Annotated in this window: 11 protein-coding genes; 3 read left to right on the plus strand and 8 right to left on the minus strand. The window is 54.0% G+C overall.

From position 1 onward, the window contains the following. Positions 1 to 1070 precede the first annotated feature (1070 nt). Positions 1071 to 4988: a DUF6543 domain-containing protein gene (locus tag HB631_RS09520; protein WP_213990898.1), complete on the plus strand. Its 3918-nt coding sequence runs from the start codon at positions 1071 to 1073 to the stop codon at positions 4986 to 4988. Positions 4989 to 5151: 163 nt separating this feature from the next. On the opposite strand, the gene cybC is transcribed toward HB631_RS09520, so the two are convergent. Beyond that, a complete protein-coding gene (gene cybC / locus HB631_RS09525) occupies positions 5152 to 5541 on the minus strand; it encodes a cytochrome b562 (RefSeq protein WP_213990899.1) in 390 nt (129 codons plus the stop codon). Positions 5542 to 5554: 13 nt separating this feature from the next. Then, positions 5555 to 6895 carry a metalloprotease PmbA gene (gene pmbA / locus HB631_RS09530; RefSeq protein WP_213990900.1) on the minus strand — a complete coding sequence of 447 codons (1341 nt, stop codon included), beginning with the start codon at positions 6893 to 6895 and terminating at the stop codon, positions 5555 to 5557. 491 nt (positions 6896 to 7386) lie between these two features. Between pmbA and yjgA the strand changes: the two genes are divergently transcribed. Then, positions 7387 to 7935 carry a ribosome biogenesis factor YjgA gene (gene yjgA / locus HB631_RS09535; protein WP_213990956.1) on the plus strand — a complete coding sequence of 183 codons (549 nt, stop codon included), beginning with the start codon at positions 7387 to 7389 and terminating at the stop codon, positions 7933 to 7935. Between the two features lie 74 nt (positions 7936 to 8009). Here the strand turns inward: yjgA and HB631_RS09540 are convergent, their stop codons facing one another. The 5 genes from HB631_RS09540 to aaeX form a co-directional block, all read right to left on the minus strand. Continuing rightward, positions 8010 to 8279, minus strand: coding sequence for a hypothetical protein (locus tag HB631_RS09540; RefSeq protein ID WP_213990901.1), 270 nt, complete (start codon positions 8277 to 8279; stop codon positions 8010 to 8012). A gap of 99 nt (positions 8280 to 8378) precedes the next feature. After that, positions 8379 to 9836 (minus strand): NAD-dependent succinate-semialdehyde dehydrogenase, encoded by a 1458-nt coding sequence (locus tag HB631_RS09545; protein WP_213990902.1) that lies wholly within the window; start codon positions 9834 to 9836, stop codon positions 8379 to 8381. Positions 9837 to 9895: 59 nt separating this feature from the next. Next, on the minus strand, positions 9896 to 11854 hold the full coding sequence (aaeB, locus tag HB631_RS09550; RefSeq protein WP_213990903.1) for a p-hydroxybenzoic acid efflux pump subunit AaeB: 1959 nt from the start codon (positions 11852 to 11854) through the stop codon (positions 9896 to 9898). A 17-nt stretch (positions 11855 to 11871) separates the two neighbouring features. Then, positions 11872 to 12804 (minus strand): p-hydroxybenzoic acid efflux pump subunit AaeA, encoded by a 933-nt coding sequence (aaeA, locus tag HB631_RS09555; protein WP_213990904.1) that lies wholly within the window; start codon positions 12802 to 12804, stop codon positions 11872 to 11874. A gap of 7 nt (positions 12805 to 12811) precedes the next feature. After that, a complete protein-coding gene (aaeX, locus tag HB631_RS09560) occupies positions 12812 to 13015 on the minus strand; it encodes a p-hydroxybenzoic acid efflux pump operon protein AaeX (RefSeq protein ID WP_213990905.1) in 204 nt (67 codons plus the stop codon). 351 nt (positions 13016 to 13366) lie between these two features. Here aaeX and aaeR point away from each other — a divergent pair, with 351 nt between their 5' ends. Next, positions 13367 to 14293, plus strand: a complete 927-nt coding sequence (gene aaeR / locus HB631_RS09565; protein WP_213990906.1) for an HTH-type transcriptional activator AaeR — start codon at positions 13367 to 13369, stop codon at positions 14291 to 14293. A 519-nt stretch (positions 14294 to 14812) separates the two neighbouring features. Here aaeR and tldD read toward each other — a convergent pair. Further along, positions 14813 to 16258 (minus strand): metalloprotease TldD, encoded by a 1446-nt coding sequence (gene tldD / locus HB631_RS09570; RefSeq protein WP_213990907.1) that lies wholly within the window; start codon positions 16256 to 16258, stop codon positions 14813 to 14815. Positions 16259 to 16460: the final 202 nt, after the last annotated feature.

A 16460-nucleotide genomic window follows, 5' to 3' on the forward strand; every position in this document is an offset into this window, starting at 1 on the left:
TTTATCAACCACTGTTTACTCCCGTATCATTCGTAGCGAAATGAATATACCCAACAGATCCCAATTTGCAGCCAACATAGTTGCAACGCGAAAGATAATGGGTATAGCGATATTCCATCAACGCAGATTATCCATTGCCCTATCCCACTTCATTGATGTTTTACCCTAACGTTAATATTGCCGGGTTTGTAGCCGCTATTTTTCCAGTTTGAAACGGAAATAACCTTCACGAAAGTGATCTGACCCGCGTTATGCCCCCTCAAAGTACTTTCCATCTGGTCGTACCGCCATAAGCAGCATGAAAGTTCAGCTAATGATGAATGACTAAAATAATATTTCTTTTTTAAAATATAAGTTTAAACTATAATGAAATTTGATATTTAATCCTCTCGCTCAAAAACAACCAATACGTGATTCCCTCTCTAACACAATGAAATTAAAGAATACAGGCACGTTTCATCCTCTAATGGAGGTTCGACAATCCTGGAAATAACCCACCCTTTCAGCCCACCCAAGATGCCGTTATGCCGCAAACCATATGAGGTTCCTATCACCTATGCTTAGGGTCAAAGGCAAATACCGCGCTCAATGAGACATCATTGCCATTGAATGCAGTCCAGTACCGCAATGGCTTAACGCCTTGGGCGGCCATGACGATAATTTCCGCATCATTTCCGTTAAAAAACGACGGTAATACAGCCAATATTATTAGTCCATTCATCTTGTTTATTTAACACTCCATATTAACATCAAGCCATTTTCTTCTTATTATTTTTAGGGATAAAAGGTTATTTACCGACTATCAGCCGGAAACCCAGCGTTCCGTTTTTTATTATGGGTTAACTTCTCTTATACAGTGTTTAAGTGAAATACCACTCGAATAGCATCGCGCCAAAACTCATAAATATTTTACGGGGGAATGGATGTATATCACCGAAGGCTACAAAGATTATTATAATATTTACGCAAATGATTCTGAAACGGAATTTTTTGATTGTGCAGATCTATCCCAGGGATTAGATTATGATAATGAAATTTATTACGATCTACCGGAACAAATAACGGAGCCGGTGGTACCGCTCACGGAAGATGTTAAACGTACCCTGGTTCATTTGATTAATATAGTGACCTCCTATGAGGCGGACCGCTTTTCCATTTCCCTATTGTATAAAGCCGGCCTAGGCATCCCTTTTTCCTTGCTGACAGCCGCCCATTCATTTTATCGCAGTTGGAGCAGAGGCGAAAATATCGGCGCCGTGCTTATGGCCGGATTTCCCTTGTACGCCCAGGCTCTTTTACCCCATAGCGGACAATTACTGCTCTTGGCAAACTATATTAAAAATCAGATTGAGGATTGGGTCGGGGCCGATAGTCTCCCTTTCCCGGCGGGGTATGGCGAGCCATCGGAGAACGTTTATTTAGGGCTGGGTATTCTCGCATTGCTGGGTGAATACTATCTTGCCGGCCATACCGTGCCGCCCCCAAAACGCGCCGGTTTGAAGCTGCCCGTGACGTTGGCGCAGCTGTTTAGCCGCATCTGCCGATACTGGCATATCTTATGCGCGGCCTCCGCAGCGGACGACGCGCCGTCGACGGACACGTTCGGCCGCATGGCCTTGAACGCGGCGGAGAAAAGAGAGCAAAGAGAGGGACGTACGCTGGCGCGGTTTTGGGCCGGGGACATTTATCATCGGCAGATCGGGATGGAGCGGCTGGCGCAATCCTATTACGGTATCGAAAAACCGGTCTTGCCCGCAAAAAAGGCCAGTTCGATTAAGGATCGCGGCCGGCATCCCCCGGCTCTTTCGGCGGGCACCACCCCCTCCTTGCGCGATGTTTCATTTACCTCATTTATTGCACCTGCGGGCCGCGTACTGCACGCACTCGAGCGGGGCTTGCTCTTCGCATTGATGCCTTTCCCCGCCGTCAGCGGGACACCGTCAACGCCGTCATTCGCTGTTTCGCCGTCGCCGGAGACGGTCAGCATTGATCCTGTCAGGGCGGCAAAGTTGAATCTGTCGTCCGGGGCATTGGTACCGCCGGAGATCACCACCGTTAACGATTACTATCCCGGCCCCCGGCTGACGACGCTTTTTACCCAGCTTCATCAACACTTGCTCCAACGCTATCCCGCCATAAGCAATATGATGGCGCAGCGTATGACCGAGTCCATCAGCCGGCATTTTGGCATTGTGCTTAACCCCGATAGCTGCTATTTACAGCGTTTTGAACGTCCCTGTCCCGACCCTTGCCCGTCCGCCGGGCGGGGCCAGGGAAGCATGCAAGTTCGTCCCCTTACGCTTACCGATCTTTGCTTGAGAACATATTTTACCGATGAGTTAGACAGTCTGGCGGCGCTGGATGATGATTATGGCTTCTACAGGGACGACGGAGGCGCGCCGGATTCGTACCGGCACAATCCGCTGTCCTTACGGCCGTCGGACCTGGATCAACTGTTGGATAAGCTGGATCTCCCCGACGTTTATCAACATGAGCTGTACCATTTCTGGCAGGACAATTATAAATTCCATGTCTTGGCGACGTTTCACAATGTGTTGTACGCGCTTGTCCGCCATAAGAAACGTCTGACGCCACAGGACATTGACCTCTATATGCAGGCACTGGGTTTCAGCGACGCCGGCCGCTATCGGGTCAAAATATCCCTCTTTGATATCAACGGCTATCTTGCAACCGATATCGCGGTCATCGAGGCGCAAGGGCTGCCGGGAATGTCGCTTTATCTACCCAGGGCCCATTTGCCGTTCCAACGTTTTGCAAACAGCGCGGACATGCGGGAATGGATCATCACGCAAAGCCGGGACCGCCTCCTGCGGCAAAATATCCTTGACCATTTCCCCTTGCGGGACCGGGCGGACAGCGGTTTTATTTTCGGCAGATGGGGGGTGGAGCATTGGTTGGAAGCCATAGCGGATTATCCGGAACATATCTGGCAGAAAAAAGAAAACGTCAGCGGGCGTCTTTATGAAATATTGGCCCACCGGCAGAGGGAAAGGACATTGGCCGATGCGGCGCATCTCCCCCAGTTCAGGCGATCCCTGCCGGGGAATAAAAATGTCGAAACGGTTCCCTGGATCAACGGGCTTTATGCTCTGCCCCTGACGCCGTCCATAACGATTACGCGGCGGGAAGCACACCGTTCCAGCCCACATCCCCCGCCTGCCCACCCGCCATTTATCCCTGATTCAGTTCAGTCGGCCTTATCGCTGATGACATCCGCCGCCGGGGAAATATTGCCCTGCGATGATAACGGCATCATTCAATTTTCAGCGGGTCCTAAAATAGCGCTGTCATTATTTCAATCCATTATCAATTATGATCTGCAGGCAGGGAAAATATCCCGGAACGCCACCGGGGGAGAAGCCCGGATTTTGGAGGCGTTGTCGATCATGCCTGAAGGGTATGTCCGCACCCACCGCCGATGGCCCAATGGCAGGATTGACATGCATTTCAGCATCACCCTGCGGCTCGCCGACGGACAGCGGCGAGAGAATCTCCCGGCGATCCGCATGTTTGATAAAATATTGCCGCTGCGCTTTAATACCCGCCTTAAAGCTTATGAGATCTATGATATTCATCATGGGGGCAAAGTCGGTTATCCGGTATGCCTTAATGCGGAAAACCATTGGCAATTCGGACGATTAACCGGTCATAAATATCATGAGCGGACCGCCGTTTCCATGGCAATTTATAGCCATATTTCCATCAGGCTTTATGAAGTGCTGACGAAAAATCTCAATGACCTTTGCAAAAGCGTCACCGATATCACACCGGTTAATAGCATGGGTATCGTGCAGGACGCCGATGGTATCGAGTATTTAACGATGAATAATCATTATTTTGAAATGAATAAGGGGCCTGCTGAAAGAGTATTTTTATTGCGGGGTGATAATAATGTCGAATTAAGAATAAAGTTAGACAATAAAAAGAGAAGATTCTTTTATATTCCCGGCAGCGTTAGTGCGCCTATTCCCAAGGAGCCTATTCCAAAGGAAAACCCGTTAGCCTCGGAAACAGTGATAAACGCGACCGATTCCCGCCTCAGCTATCGGCAAGGCTTCCGGTTATCAGAAAATACGTCTAGCCTGTTGGCCCTGGCAGCGGAAAAAAAACTGGTTTATTCCGGCTTGAAAAAAATCATTTATTACGGGCTCTCCGAACAGGAAATCGCCCTTGACCCGCGCTATTCGCCGCAGGCAAACGCCATGGGTAAAGCCCTTGCTCATTGTGACGCGATTGTGAGGGAATTGGCGTCGAAAAGGGAGCATTCGGCGCTACGGGATGCATTGTTTGCCGCGCTTCACATCTCCGATGCCGGCCCGAACCCGCAATACCGGGCCTGGTCTCTCTTCAATAACAACCTGGAGAAACTACTGGCCCTGTTGGACAGCCACACAGGGGATGGCTACCGCCGGATATGGGGCGCATCCTTCGATCCCTTCACCACCGCCTTGATAGCCCAGAAATCCGATCCGCTGAAGCGGATATGGTTTAATGTCCGGTTCCGCCAGCCGAAGGGGCCGCATAGCCATTATCTGGCACAATATTGCCATTACGGCTGTAAAGAGATCCCTCTGGAGGAAAATACCGCCTCCGTCAGCCGTTCAACGGATAAAGACCCCGTCGGGGAAGACGAGCTGTTTGTCAATCCGGTCTTTAAAGACGATTTTCCAAAGCTTATCGGCAGGCTGAAAGAGGGGAGTATGAGGAGCAATGAAATCAACTCCCTGGTGAGCCTGCCTGAAGCGGGAAATATTCAGTATCTGGCCTTTTTATCCGACAGGAAGCTGGCCAAAAGATTGTTCCGCACGAAAGCGACCGCGCGAATCAAGATGATCCTGACCGATGCCGACCGGTTTAGCCATTTATTGCTGCATCTCCATGCCACTCTTAGCGATCGGTCCTGCGAACATCCCTATCAGGACTCCGTCAGGATGACGCTGTATATGCTGGCCTGGCAGGGGTTATAAACGTTGCCGGCAGTTTTATGACGGTTTAGTTGGCGGTAGCGCAGAAAACAACATCATCGAAGATCGCTTGGCGGGCGGTGACGGTAGCAATCAGGCGTTATGCAATGACCGGGGCTTTATCCACCGTTGCCCCAAAGGGTAACGGTGGACGGCATGCGGGTAATTAACGGAATTTAGCGTGATTTTCTTTTTCAGTTTGTTTAAAGTCCGCCGCCACCACTTTGGCCTGCTTGATATCCCCTTTTTGCGCCAGGGCCTGCGCCTGCTCTATCTGACCGAGGAGATGGGTGATGCCCTGGCGAAAGTCTTTCATCTGCGCGCTGTCGGCCGGTTGCCCTTTAAGCTTGGGCGGCGTGCCGTTGCGCGCGTCCAGGGCCGCGTCATGCATGCCGCCCAGCGCATGTTGCAGAGTGGCCAGATCGTCGGTTTTCATCACCGCGCTGTAATTGGCCGCCAGGGCGTCCATATCATCGGCGAGCGCGCGGGCCTGTGCCACCAGCGGACTTGACATAAGCAGGGTTAACGACAGCATTGCTACAGTTTTTATTTTCATTATTACTGACCTTTTATTGACCCGCGATTTTCATCATCGGCAATAATATCGAGCCACACTGTATATTGCTTCGGGTCTCGATATCATCACCCACAGTAACGATATTGCGCAGCATGTCCCGCAAATTTCCGGCGATGGTGATTTCACTCACCGGATACTGGATTTCACCGTGTTCGACCCAAAAACCGGCGGCCCCGCGGGAGTAATCGCCGGTTATGGCGCTGACGCCTTGGCCCATGAGTTCAGTCACTACCAGACCCCGATCCATTTGCTTGATCAATGCCGCGAAATCCAGGCCCCGGCCGGCGATGCGCCAGTTATGTATCCCCCCGGCGTGGCCGGTTGTCTTCATACCCAGTTTGCGCGCCGAATAGCTGCTCAATAACCAGGTTTGCAAAACGCCGTCTTTGACAATGGTGCGATCCTCGGTACGCACGCCTTCACTGTCGAAGGGAGAGGACGCCAGCCCTCTCGGCAGATGGGGATATTCTTCAATGGTCATCCAATCGGGCAAAACGGATTTGCCCAGGTCGTTGAGCAGGAACGTGGCTTTACGATAAACGCTGCCGCCGCTGATGGCCCCCACCAGATGGCCGAACAGCCCGGTGGCCACCTCGGCGGCAAACAGCACCGGTGCCTGCATGGTGTCCAGTTTGCGTGGATTAAGATGTTCCAGGGTGCGGCGCGCGCACTCTTCACCCACCCATTCCGGGCTGCGCATGTCGTCAAACACCCGGCTGATGGTATAGGCATAATTACGTTCCATGTTGCCGCCGCTTTCCGCAATCACGCTGCTGGAGATAGAATGGCGGCTACTGTTGTAGCTGCGCAGCATACCGTGGCTGTTGCCGTAAACTTTGGTGCTGTAGTGGCTATTAAAGTTGCCGCCTTCGGTATTGGTAATCCGCTTATCGGCCTTCAGGGCGGTCATCTCGGCCCGCGACGCCAGCTCCGCGCCACGTTCGGCATCCAGTTCGGCGGGATGGAACAAATCCAGCTCAGGGGCATCGAAGGCCAGCAATTCTTTATCCGCCGGTCCGGCGAACGGGTCAGGAGAGGTGTAACGGGCGATATCCAGCGCGGCGCCGACGGTACGCGCAATGGCGTCCGGACTCAAATCGGTGGAGGAAGCGCTGCCTTTTCGCTGCTGATAGTAAACGGTAATGCCCAATGCCCCGTCACTGTTGAATTCGACGTTTTCCACTTCGCCATAACGCGTACTGACACCGATACCGGTGGTTTTGGTCACCGCGACCTCCGCCGCGTCCGAGCCGGCGCCTGCCAGCTCCAGCGCTTGTGCAACCGCGTTTTCCAGTAATTTTCGCTGTTCTGCGACTTGAGTGACTAATTTCATTGATCCGCCAGGTTTATAGGGTTATCCGCAGGAGGGTGACTCTACCGCAAGGCAAGCAGAGTCGGATTGTGATATCCACCGGCCTGTAGCCAAGGTCATCTATTAAGGATAAGTCTATCAGTCCGCAAAGCATTTGGCACGGTGTGCGACAGGGGTGGTGGCCTCAACAACTGTAAACAAAAGCAAAAGCATGACGCTTCATTAAGGGTATGATGGTGTATGTACCCTAAATAATTCGAGTTGTAGGAAGGCGGCAACGCAGCGAATCCCCAGGAGCTTACTTGAGTAAGTGACTGGGGTGAGCGAGGACAAATCTGCCTGGAGCAGATTTGAACGCTGCTTGCAGCGGCCCCGCAGGGGCGAGGCCCATGGAAGGGCCGAGTATTGCCAACGCACCTGCAACTCGAATTATTTAGGGTATAGCGTAAAATAAGGGCATTGAAGATCCTCGGCAACCTGTTAGGATGAGCCTCTTTTTGAGGAACCACATGATGAGCAAACAACCGGACGACTGGCTCGACGAGCAGCCAGACGCACAACCCGATGAAAACGAAGATGAGGTGGTCTGGGTCAGCAAAAGTGAAATCAAACGCGACGCCGAGGCACTGAAAAAACTTGGGGTTGAGCTGGTGGAACTGGGCAAAAACGGGCTGGAAAAAATCCCCCTGGACGACGATCTGCTCGCGGCGATAGAACTGGCGCAGCGGATCAAAAAAGAGGGCCGTCGCCGCCAGATCCAATTGATTGGCAAAATGCTGCGGGCACGGGACGTTGAACCCATCCATCAAGCGCTGGATAAGCTGAAAAACCGGCATAACCAACAAATAACCCTGTTCCATAAACTGGAAACCCTGCGTGATCATCTTATCGAACTGGGTGACGACGGTGTGGCGGAAGTGATAGCCCTCTATCCCGAGGCGGACAGGCAGCAGTTGCGTTCGCTGGTACGTAACGCGCAGAAAGAACAGGCGGCCGGCAAACCGGGGAAAACCGCACGCTTGATTTTCCAATACCTGCGATCGGTTGCCGCGGCGGATTAACTGCCGCGAGGCAGCCTGTCCGTGCACATTTTATCCATGCACATTTTTCCGTGTACATTTTATCCGTGTACATTTTATCCGTGTACATTAAAGTGCAGCTGCCCTTCCAATTCCTCTTCCGCCTCATCAAACAACAATATCAGCGCGCCGAAACGGCGTTTTTTTGCCCCATGCAGATGAACAAATTCGATTTCCACCGGTAAGGGCAAACGGTGGGTGACGGTTTGCCATAATTCGTCCAGGTTGCTATCCCCCTGTTCCGACAGAGCGAACTGATGGTCAAAAGCACGGTAAAAAGCCGGAAGGTCAGGTATCTGGTTGAAATCAAAGGATACTTTCTCCATCTAGCGTTCTCCGCAAAGCATATTATCAATAGTGTCTCTCTCCCGGTATCCAGGCAGCATGCCACACAGTGCCGGCGGTAAGTGTGGCAAAAAGAGTCCTTACAAGCCGCCGATATGCAGCGTTTTGACTTCCAGATACTCGTCCATGCCCAACACCGAGCCTTCCCGGCCCATTCCCGACTCCTTCACACCGCCGAACGGCGCCAGTTCAGTGGACACCGCGCATTCGTTTACGCCCACCATGCCGCTTTCCAATGCCGCCGAAACCCGAAACACCCGTTGCAGGTTTTGGGTATAAAAATAGGCCGCCAGGCCGAAAGGGGTATTATTGGCCCTCTCGATCACTTCCTCTTCGGTATCAAAGCGGAAGCAGGCCGCCAGCGGGCCGAAGGTTTCCTCGTGGGCCAGCGTCATCTGCTCATTGGCATTGGCAATGACCGTCGGCTGATAAAAATTCCCACCCAGGGCATGGGGTTGACCGCCGGTAACCACACGTCCCCCTTTGGCCAGCGCATCCCTGACATGCTCACGAACCTTGCTCACACCGGCCTGGTTGATAAGCGGACCCACCACCACCCCATCATCCATGCCGTTGCCCACGTTGAGCTTTGCCACTTGCTCCGCCAGGCGGCGGACAAATTCATCATACACTCCCGATTGGATATAGAAGCGGTTCACGCTCACGCAGACCTGACCCGCATTGCGGAATTTATTGGCGATAGCCCCCGCCACCGCGGCGTTGATATCCGCATCGTCGAATACGATATAGGGCGCATTGCCCCCCAGTTCCAGGGAAATTTTTTTCATGGTGTCGGCGGCGTGGCGCATCAAGGTTTTCCCCACCGCAGTGGAGCCGGTAAAGGTTATCTTACGGACCTCGGAGCTGGCCATGATGGCATCGCTGATGGCGGCGGTGTCCCCCGCCACGCCGTTCACCACCCCCTTGGGCACGCCGGCCTGGTGCGCCAGCGCCAATAAGGCAAACGCCGAAAGCGGGGTATCATTCGCGGGTTTGATAAGGGCGGTGCAGCCGGCCGCCAGGGCCGGCCCCAATTTACGGGTCAACATGGCCAGGGGAAAATTCCACGGCGTGATGGCCGCCACCACCCCTACCGGCTCACGCGTGGCAAAAATACGGGAATGTGCCTTGGCGGGAGGAATAATCTCGCCATTGGCGCGTTTGGCCTGTTCGGCGAACCACTGGATAAAACTGGCGGCATAGGCGACTTCACCCACGGCCTCTTTTACCGGTTTACCCTGTTCGGCGGTCATCAGCTTTGCCAGGTAAGACTGATTTTCCATGATCAAACCGTACCAGCGATACAAAATTTCAGACCGTTCTTTGGCGGTTTTGGCCCGCCAGCCGGGAAAAGCGGCGCTTGCGGAGGCGATGGCGGCCTGTGTTTCGGTTTTGCCGCTTTTGGCCACTTTGGCAATGACCTCGCCGGTGGCCGGATTAAGCACGTCAAACGTCTCTTTGCCGAGATGCCACTCGCCATTAACCAGGTAGCCGGTGTTAAACAGGATGTGATCCTGAATAGATGAATTTTCGTGCATGGAATCCTCCCGTCTGTTGGAGTAAGTATAGATGCACGACGGAGATAGGGGAGCGGCGTTTAGCCGCTCAGGGCATGCCGGTAACGCAACAGCGTATCGGTCAGTCGTTCCACCGGTTCGATGACGGTGGCGGGCGCGTCGTACTCCAACAGCTTTTGCCGATAAATCCCCAACTCTTCCAACAGACGGCTGAAATGCTCGCCGCGGCGAATTTCATTACGGGCGTTTATCACCCGATCGGCGGTGGCGCGAATCTGGCGGTGATACGCCGACAAATCCGCATTCACCGGAATATCCACCATGCGCAGACGCTGGTGGGAAATAATCAGCATCAACGCCAGGCGATATTTGGCGATATCGCTGGGAAACAACGTTAATAATTGAAACAGTTGCTGGTACAGCGCCGGTAAATGATTTTCCCTGCGCCGGGCTTTATTGGTGGAGAGCGCCGATACCGCGCCAAACACGAACCGGTTCAGCAACACCCGGCCGATGCGGGCTTTGGAACTGTCCCGAATCAACATCACCACCAGCGTCGCCAGCGCACAGCCGATGATTTGGCCCAGGGCGCCGTCGAGAAAACCGTTTATGGAAAACGACATGGGATTGGACAGGCCGATAACCGTGAGCGTACCCGCCATCAGGCCGATGGACCCCAGCACTTGTTTTTGTACCGCGAAACCGACAATAAACGTCAATACCCCCAGGGAAATAAACAGCAGCAGCAGGCTTTGCTGAGTCGCCGGCATGATATACATATAAAAAACAGCGCCGACCGGCAGCGCCGCCGTCATGCCGTAAAGCAAATCTTTACATACCATCATCGGATTAGGCGCCCGCATCGCCAGGGCGGTGATAACCGTAATCATCACCACAGCGCCGCTGCCCGATGACCAGCCGGTCCATAACCAGAACAGAAAGCCTATCGCGGTGGCGACAGCGGTTCGCAAACCATTGATCATCGCATGATGATGTTCCGCCGACGGCGCGGTGACAATAATCTGATCCTCCAGGATCTGCTCTTCTATTCCGCTGATGCGGGTATTGTTTTTAACCCCTTTCAGCAACAGCAGGAAACGCGTGGCGGTGCCGACCCAGGTATATAGCGTATGCGGGGTCCGTCTGGCAGGGGCATCGGCAATCACCTGACGCATCAGCTTCATGCGCTTATGAATATCCGCCACCGTCACCACCGGCTCGTTAAACAACAGCAGCAATTGGGTGTTGACGAATTCAGGGTGGGTTTGCAAAATCAGGAAGGTCTCGCAGGCCTGGGTAATCAGCGTCAGAGACAGGGTGTTAATGGCCCTCAGGCGCCGGTTACAGCGCGTCCAATGGGAGGACTCCATCATCAGATTACTGCGCATGCCGTCCAGGGCGGTGGTCCGCTTCACCAGTTCGCCCCAGGATTTATCGATATCCTCTCTCGGCGCGTTATTAAGGCACAGCAAAAGCAATTGATATTGATCCAGCAGCAGCTGATCCACCGCCCGATCAATATCCTGCTTGATGGACCGGGGGGAGAACAATATGTCCGCCAGGATAGCGCAGATGATGCCCAGCACTATCTCGCTGCAACGTTCGATAGCGAGTTGCGGCGCCGTCAGGGGTGCGGTCTGGATGCCGACAATGATAATCAGCGCGGTGTAGCCGGACAGCGCCAAGGCATAGGAGTTTTGTACCCGTACCAGGGAAGAATACCAGGTGCAGAGCCCCGCCCAGATGCAGCTCAGTAATAACATGACCACCGGTGCCCGGATGGTGGTGGTGATAATCACCAGCGCGCCGATGCAGCCGATAAAGGTCCCGACGATACGCAGCATGCCGCGATATTTAATAGCGCCGGCAAACGGTTCGCCGCCGGCGGCGAAGGCCGGTCCTCCCGCGACGATGGCCGCGGTCAACGCCGACCAGCGCGGGGTCACCAATTGGAAATGAAACCCGAGAAACAGCGCCAGCAGCACGGCGAAGGTCAATTTAATCGCGAATCGGCAGCGTATGAAAATAGGATAAAGCATGGTTATTAACCCTTCGCTTAGCCGAATTCCCGAAGACGACGTATCAATTGCATCATCGGCGATAACGTGGCGGGACGGCGGTCCTTAGTGCCGGTTATCACCACCGTCGCGGTGGTGCCTGTGGGGTAGAGATCTCCTTGCTGCTCATCAAGGCGTATTTTCACCGGCACACGCTGTGCCAGGCGCACCCACTCAAGGTTGGAATCCACCGTGGCCAACCCTTTACTGTCCGCTGCGGCGTTGGTGTTAGTCACCCCGGCGGCAATGCTGTCGACGGTGCCGTAAAACACCACGTTACTGCCCAAGGGGGTAATTTCCGCCCGATACCCCGGACGCACCCTTTCAAGCTTGGTCTCTTCCAAATAGGCCAACAGGTAAAACGAGTTTCGTTTCACCAGCGCCACCGACACCGTACCGCGGGTAATAAATTCACCGGTATGAACATTCAGATTGGTGATCCACCCCTCCGCCGGCGCGCGAATAGTGGTGCGATCCAAATCGATCTTCGCCAGATCCCGTGCGGCGACCGCTTTGGCCAGTTGATGGCTTACGGTGGTGAAGTCGTTATTGGACTGATCAATTAACTCCTGCGACATGGCATTGGTACCCAATCGCACCCGCCGCCCCGCTTCGCGGCGCTTCTCTGCCGCCAGCGCCTGATAATAATCCACGTCGGCCTGCGCTTCGTCCAATGCCTGCTGATAACGCGGCTGATCCACCACAAACAGAACCTGCCCTTTCTGCACCAGTTGATTATCGGTAACCCTAACGTCGGTGAGCAGCCCGCTGACATCCGGGGCTATCGCCACCACATCGGCGGTAAATTTAGCGTCTCTGGTCCAGGGCGACTCGGTATAAAACACCCAAGCACGGAAAATGGCGATGGCAGCGATCAGGACCAATACAAGCGTAATCGCGATTCTGATTATTTTTGTTACAACAGTTTTCACAGCGGCCTCAGACGAAAAGACAAGAAATCAAGTAGTACGTGCAGCAGTACAACGCGGTATTGAACAGGGCGGGATGCCAGACAAAATCATATATACCCGTGGGCTGTAGCAGTCGGCGCAACACAAAAAACAGCGCCATCGACACCAGTAGTTCAAAAAATACCGGCGGAAACGACAGGCCGAATATCACCATAACCGGGAGCAAACCCATTACTTTTTCCTTAACCTTTCCTTTTGATTGACTCCGGAGGTCCGACCGCATCTTGACCTGCCATGGGCAAAAACCCGTGCCACGGGACTTTTCACCCGCACTACACAAGGTTAGTCAAAAGCAGGAAATTTACCGATGGATATTTTAAATAGACTTAAACGGCCTTAATAGGTTGCGACAGAGGGGCAACAACGCATCCCAAATGTAACTGTTTATTAAAAGCTCATAAAAGTAATGAACGTACAGGGATGCCGCAGTGCGATCTGATGAACCGACAGGTATATAATAGTCCCTAAGGTAAAGGGTTTTCAACTTTATGTGATCTAAATCACTTTTAACTCAGAGTTAATAATGGAAAGACTTAATCGTATGCAGGTGTTTGCCAAGGTGGTGGAGGGGGGATCTTTTACCGCCGCCGCCAGACAGCTGCAAATGAGCGTGTCGTCCGTCAGCCAGACCGTGGCCAAGCTGGAAAGCGAGCTGCAGGTGAAATTGATGAACCGCAGCACCCGCAGTATCGGCCTGACGGAGGCCGGCAAGATTTATTACCAAGGTTGCCGCCGCATGCTGATTGAGTTTAACGAGGTGCATGAGCAGCTTTATGCCTTCAATAATACGCCCATAGGCACGCTTCGCATCGGCAGTTCATCCACCATGGCGCACAATGTCCTGGCCACCATGACCGCCGACATGCTGAAAGAGTATCCCGGTTTATCGGTTAATCTGGTCACCGGCATCCCGGCGCCGGATATCATTGCCGACGGACTTGATTTGGTGATACGGGTCGGGGCGCTCCATGATTCCAGCCTGTTTTCAAAACGGCTCGGCGCCATGCCGATGGTGGTGTGCGCCGCCAAAAGCTATCTCGCCGCCCACGGAACGCCGGAAAAGCCCGGCGACATGGTGAATTTTTCCTGGCTGGAATACGACGTCAGGCCGGACAGCGAATTTGAGCTTATCGCACCGGAAGGCATTACCCTGCATCTTGCGCCGCAGGGCCGTTTCGCCACTAACGATTCCCAAACCCTGGTCCGCTGGCTCACCGCCGGCGCCGGCATCGCTTATGTACCGATAATGTGGGTGCTGGATGAAATCAAGCAGGGCAACGTCGAAATTTTGTTTAACCGTTATCTTTCCGATCCCCGCCCGGTATATGCGGTCTATACCCAAAAGGATAAGCTGCCGCTGAAGGTTCAGGTGTGCATCAATTATTTGCAAGACTACTTCAAAAACGTGGCCACGGTATATCAGGCGTTCCGGCAGGATAATAATACTTGAATAGAGAAGCAATACCCTTTGTGAAGACGTTATCGAGCCTAAGATGCTTTACGGTTGCGCTTGTTGCCCGGAAGGCCTACTGGCAAAGGCTCGCCAACCTTGCCGAGAGTACCGGCCACCTTGATAGACGCAGACAGTCTTGCAGAGGAAATATAAACTCTATAACAGAAGGACTTGTGACTGAACACTGGCCTCGGCCCGCTATCACTGAACGTGCAGCGAGCCTGTTAAAGGGAGACCGTGCCAATGAGGTCGAATCGGGCATGGTTTTTCTGCCCGACTGAGTGCCTCATGGCTCGGTAGGCCCGCTATCACTGAACGTGCAGCGAGCCTGTTAAAGGGAGACCGTGCCAATGAGGTCGAATCGGGCATGCTTTTTCTGCCCGACCGAGTGCCTCATGGCTCGGTAGGCCCGCTATCACCGAACGTACAGCGAGCCGGTTAAAGGGAGAGCGAGCCAATGGCCGCCGGAGCACACAAAGCAGCCCAGGCCCGCTGCCCCCGGGCCAAACCCAAACCTCAGGCTGTGCCGCCCACGGTCAGCTTATCCAGCTTCAGCGTCGGTTGGCCGACGCCCACCGGCACGCTCTGCCCTTCCTTACCGCACACGCCGACGCCTTTATCCAGCGCCAGATCGTTACCCACCATGGAAATCTGCCGCATCGCCTCGATGCCTGAGCCGATAAGCGTCGCGCCTTTCACCGCGCTGGTGACCTTACCTTTTTCTATCAGATAGGCTTCCGAGGTGGAGAAGACAAATTTGCCTGAAGTAATGTCCACCTGGCCGCCGCCGAAATTCGGCGCATACAGCCCATATTCGACGCTGGCGATAATATCTTCCGGCGTCGACTGGCCGGCCAGCATATAGGTATTGGTCATACGCGGCATCGGCAAATGGGCATAGGATTCACGCCGGCCGTTTCCTGTGGGGGGAACCCCCATCAGCCGAGCGTTCAATTTATCCTGCATATAGCCCTTAAGAATGCCGTTTTCAATCAGCATGTTATATTGCCCCGGCACCCCTTCGTCATCAATGGCCAACGAGCCGCGCAAACCGGTCAGCGTGCCGTCGTCCACCACGGTACACAGCGGCGAGGCCACCAGCTTGCCCATTTGCCCGCTGAATACCGAACTGCCGCGACGGTTGAAATCGCCTTCCAGGCCATGACCCACCGCTTCGTGGAGCAATACGCCGGGCCAGCCGGCACCCAGCACCACCGGCATGGCGCCGGCGGGCGCCGAAATGGCGGAAAGATTCACCAGCGCGACGCGCACCGCTTCCCGCGCCCAATTGTCCGCGCGCACATCGCCGCCGTCGTCCGCCAGGAAAAAATCATAACCGAAACGACCGCCGCCGCCGCTGGAACCGCGTTCGCGTTTACCGTCCTGTTCAACCTGCACGCTGATGGATAACCGCACCAGCGGGCGCACATCCGCCGCCAGGGTGCCGTCGCTGGCGGCAACCAAAACCTGTTCATACACCCCCGACAGGCTGGCGTTGACTTCCTTCACGCGCGCATCGGCGGCCCGGGCAACCTGGTCCACCCGATGCAATAAGGCGATTTTTTCTTCTCGCGGCAAACTGTTCAGAGGGTCCAGCAACGGGTAAAGCTTTTTATAAGGCACTTCACCCAGGGTATGTACCCGACCGTTACCCTGGTCTTTGACAATGCTGCGCGCCGCGTTGACACTCAGTTCAAGGGCATTCAGCGTCAATTGGTCGGCATAAGCGAAGCCGGTTTTTTCACCGCTTACCGCCCGTACGCCCACCCCCTGATCAATATTGTAGGAACCGTCTTTGATGATGCCGTCTTCAATCATCCAGGCTTCATGATAGCTGGACTGGAAATAAAGGTCGGCGTAATCCAGGCGACGCTCCGTCATTTGACCCAAAAGGGTAAAGAGATCGTTGTGACTCAGGTTGTTGGCCGCGAGTAATTGCTCACTGACAAATGTCAGACTCATAGGTTTTCACTCTTATATATGATGGAATGGCCAGCAACGGCTGGAACGCTTTGCTACATGCCCTGCAGCTTGATATCTATTAGGTATAGACTGCGGCAATTCCCCGCCGACGTCAAATGGGTAAAACGATTTCAGTCATCGGTGGTTAGCAGCGCAACATACCCGCTAGATGTCGAGTAGCCGGCGGGCGCATCCGCGGCTT

The organism is Sodalis sp. dw_96 (genome assembly GCF_018449575.1).
GTDB lineage: Bacteria > Pseudomonadota > Gammaproteobacteria > Enterobacterales > Enterobacteriaceae > Acerihabitans.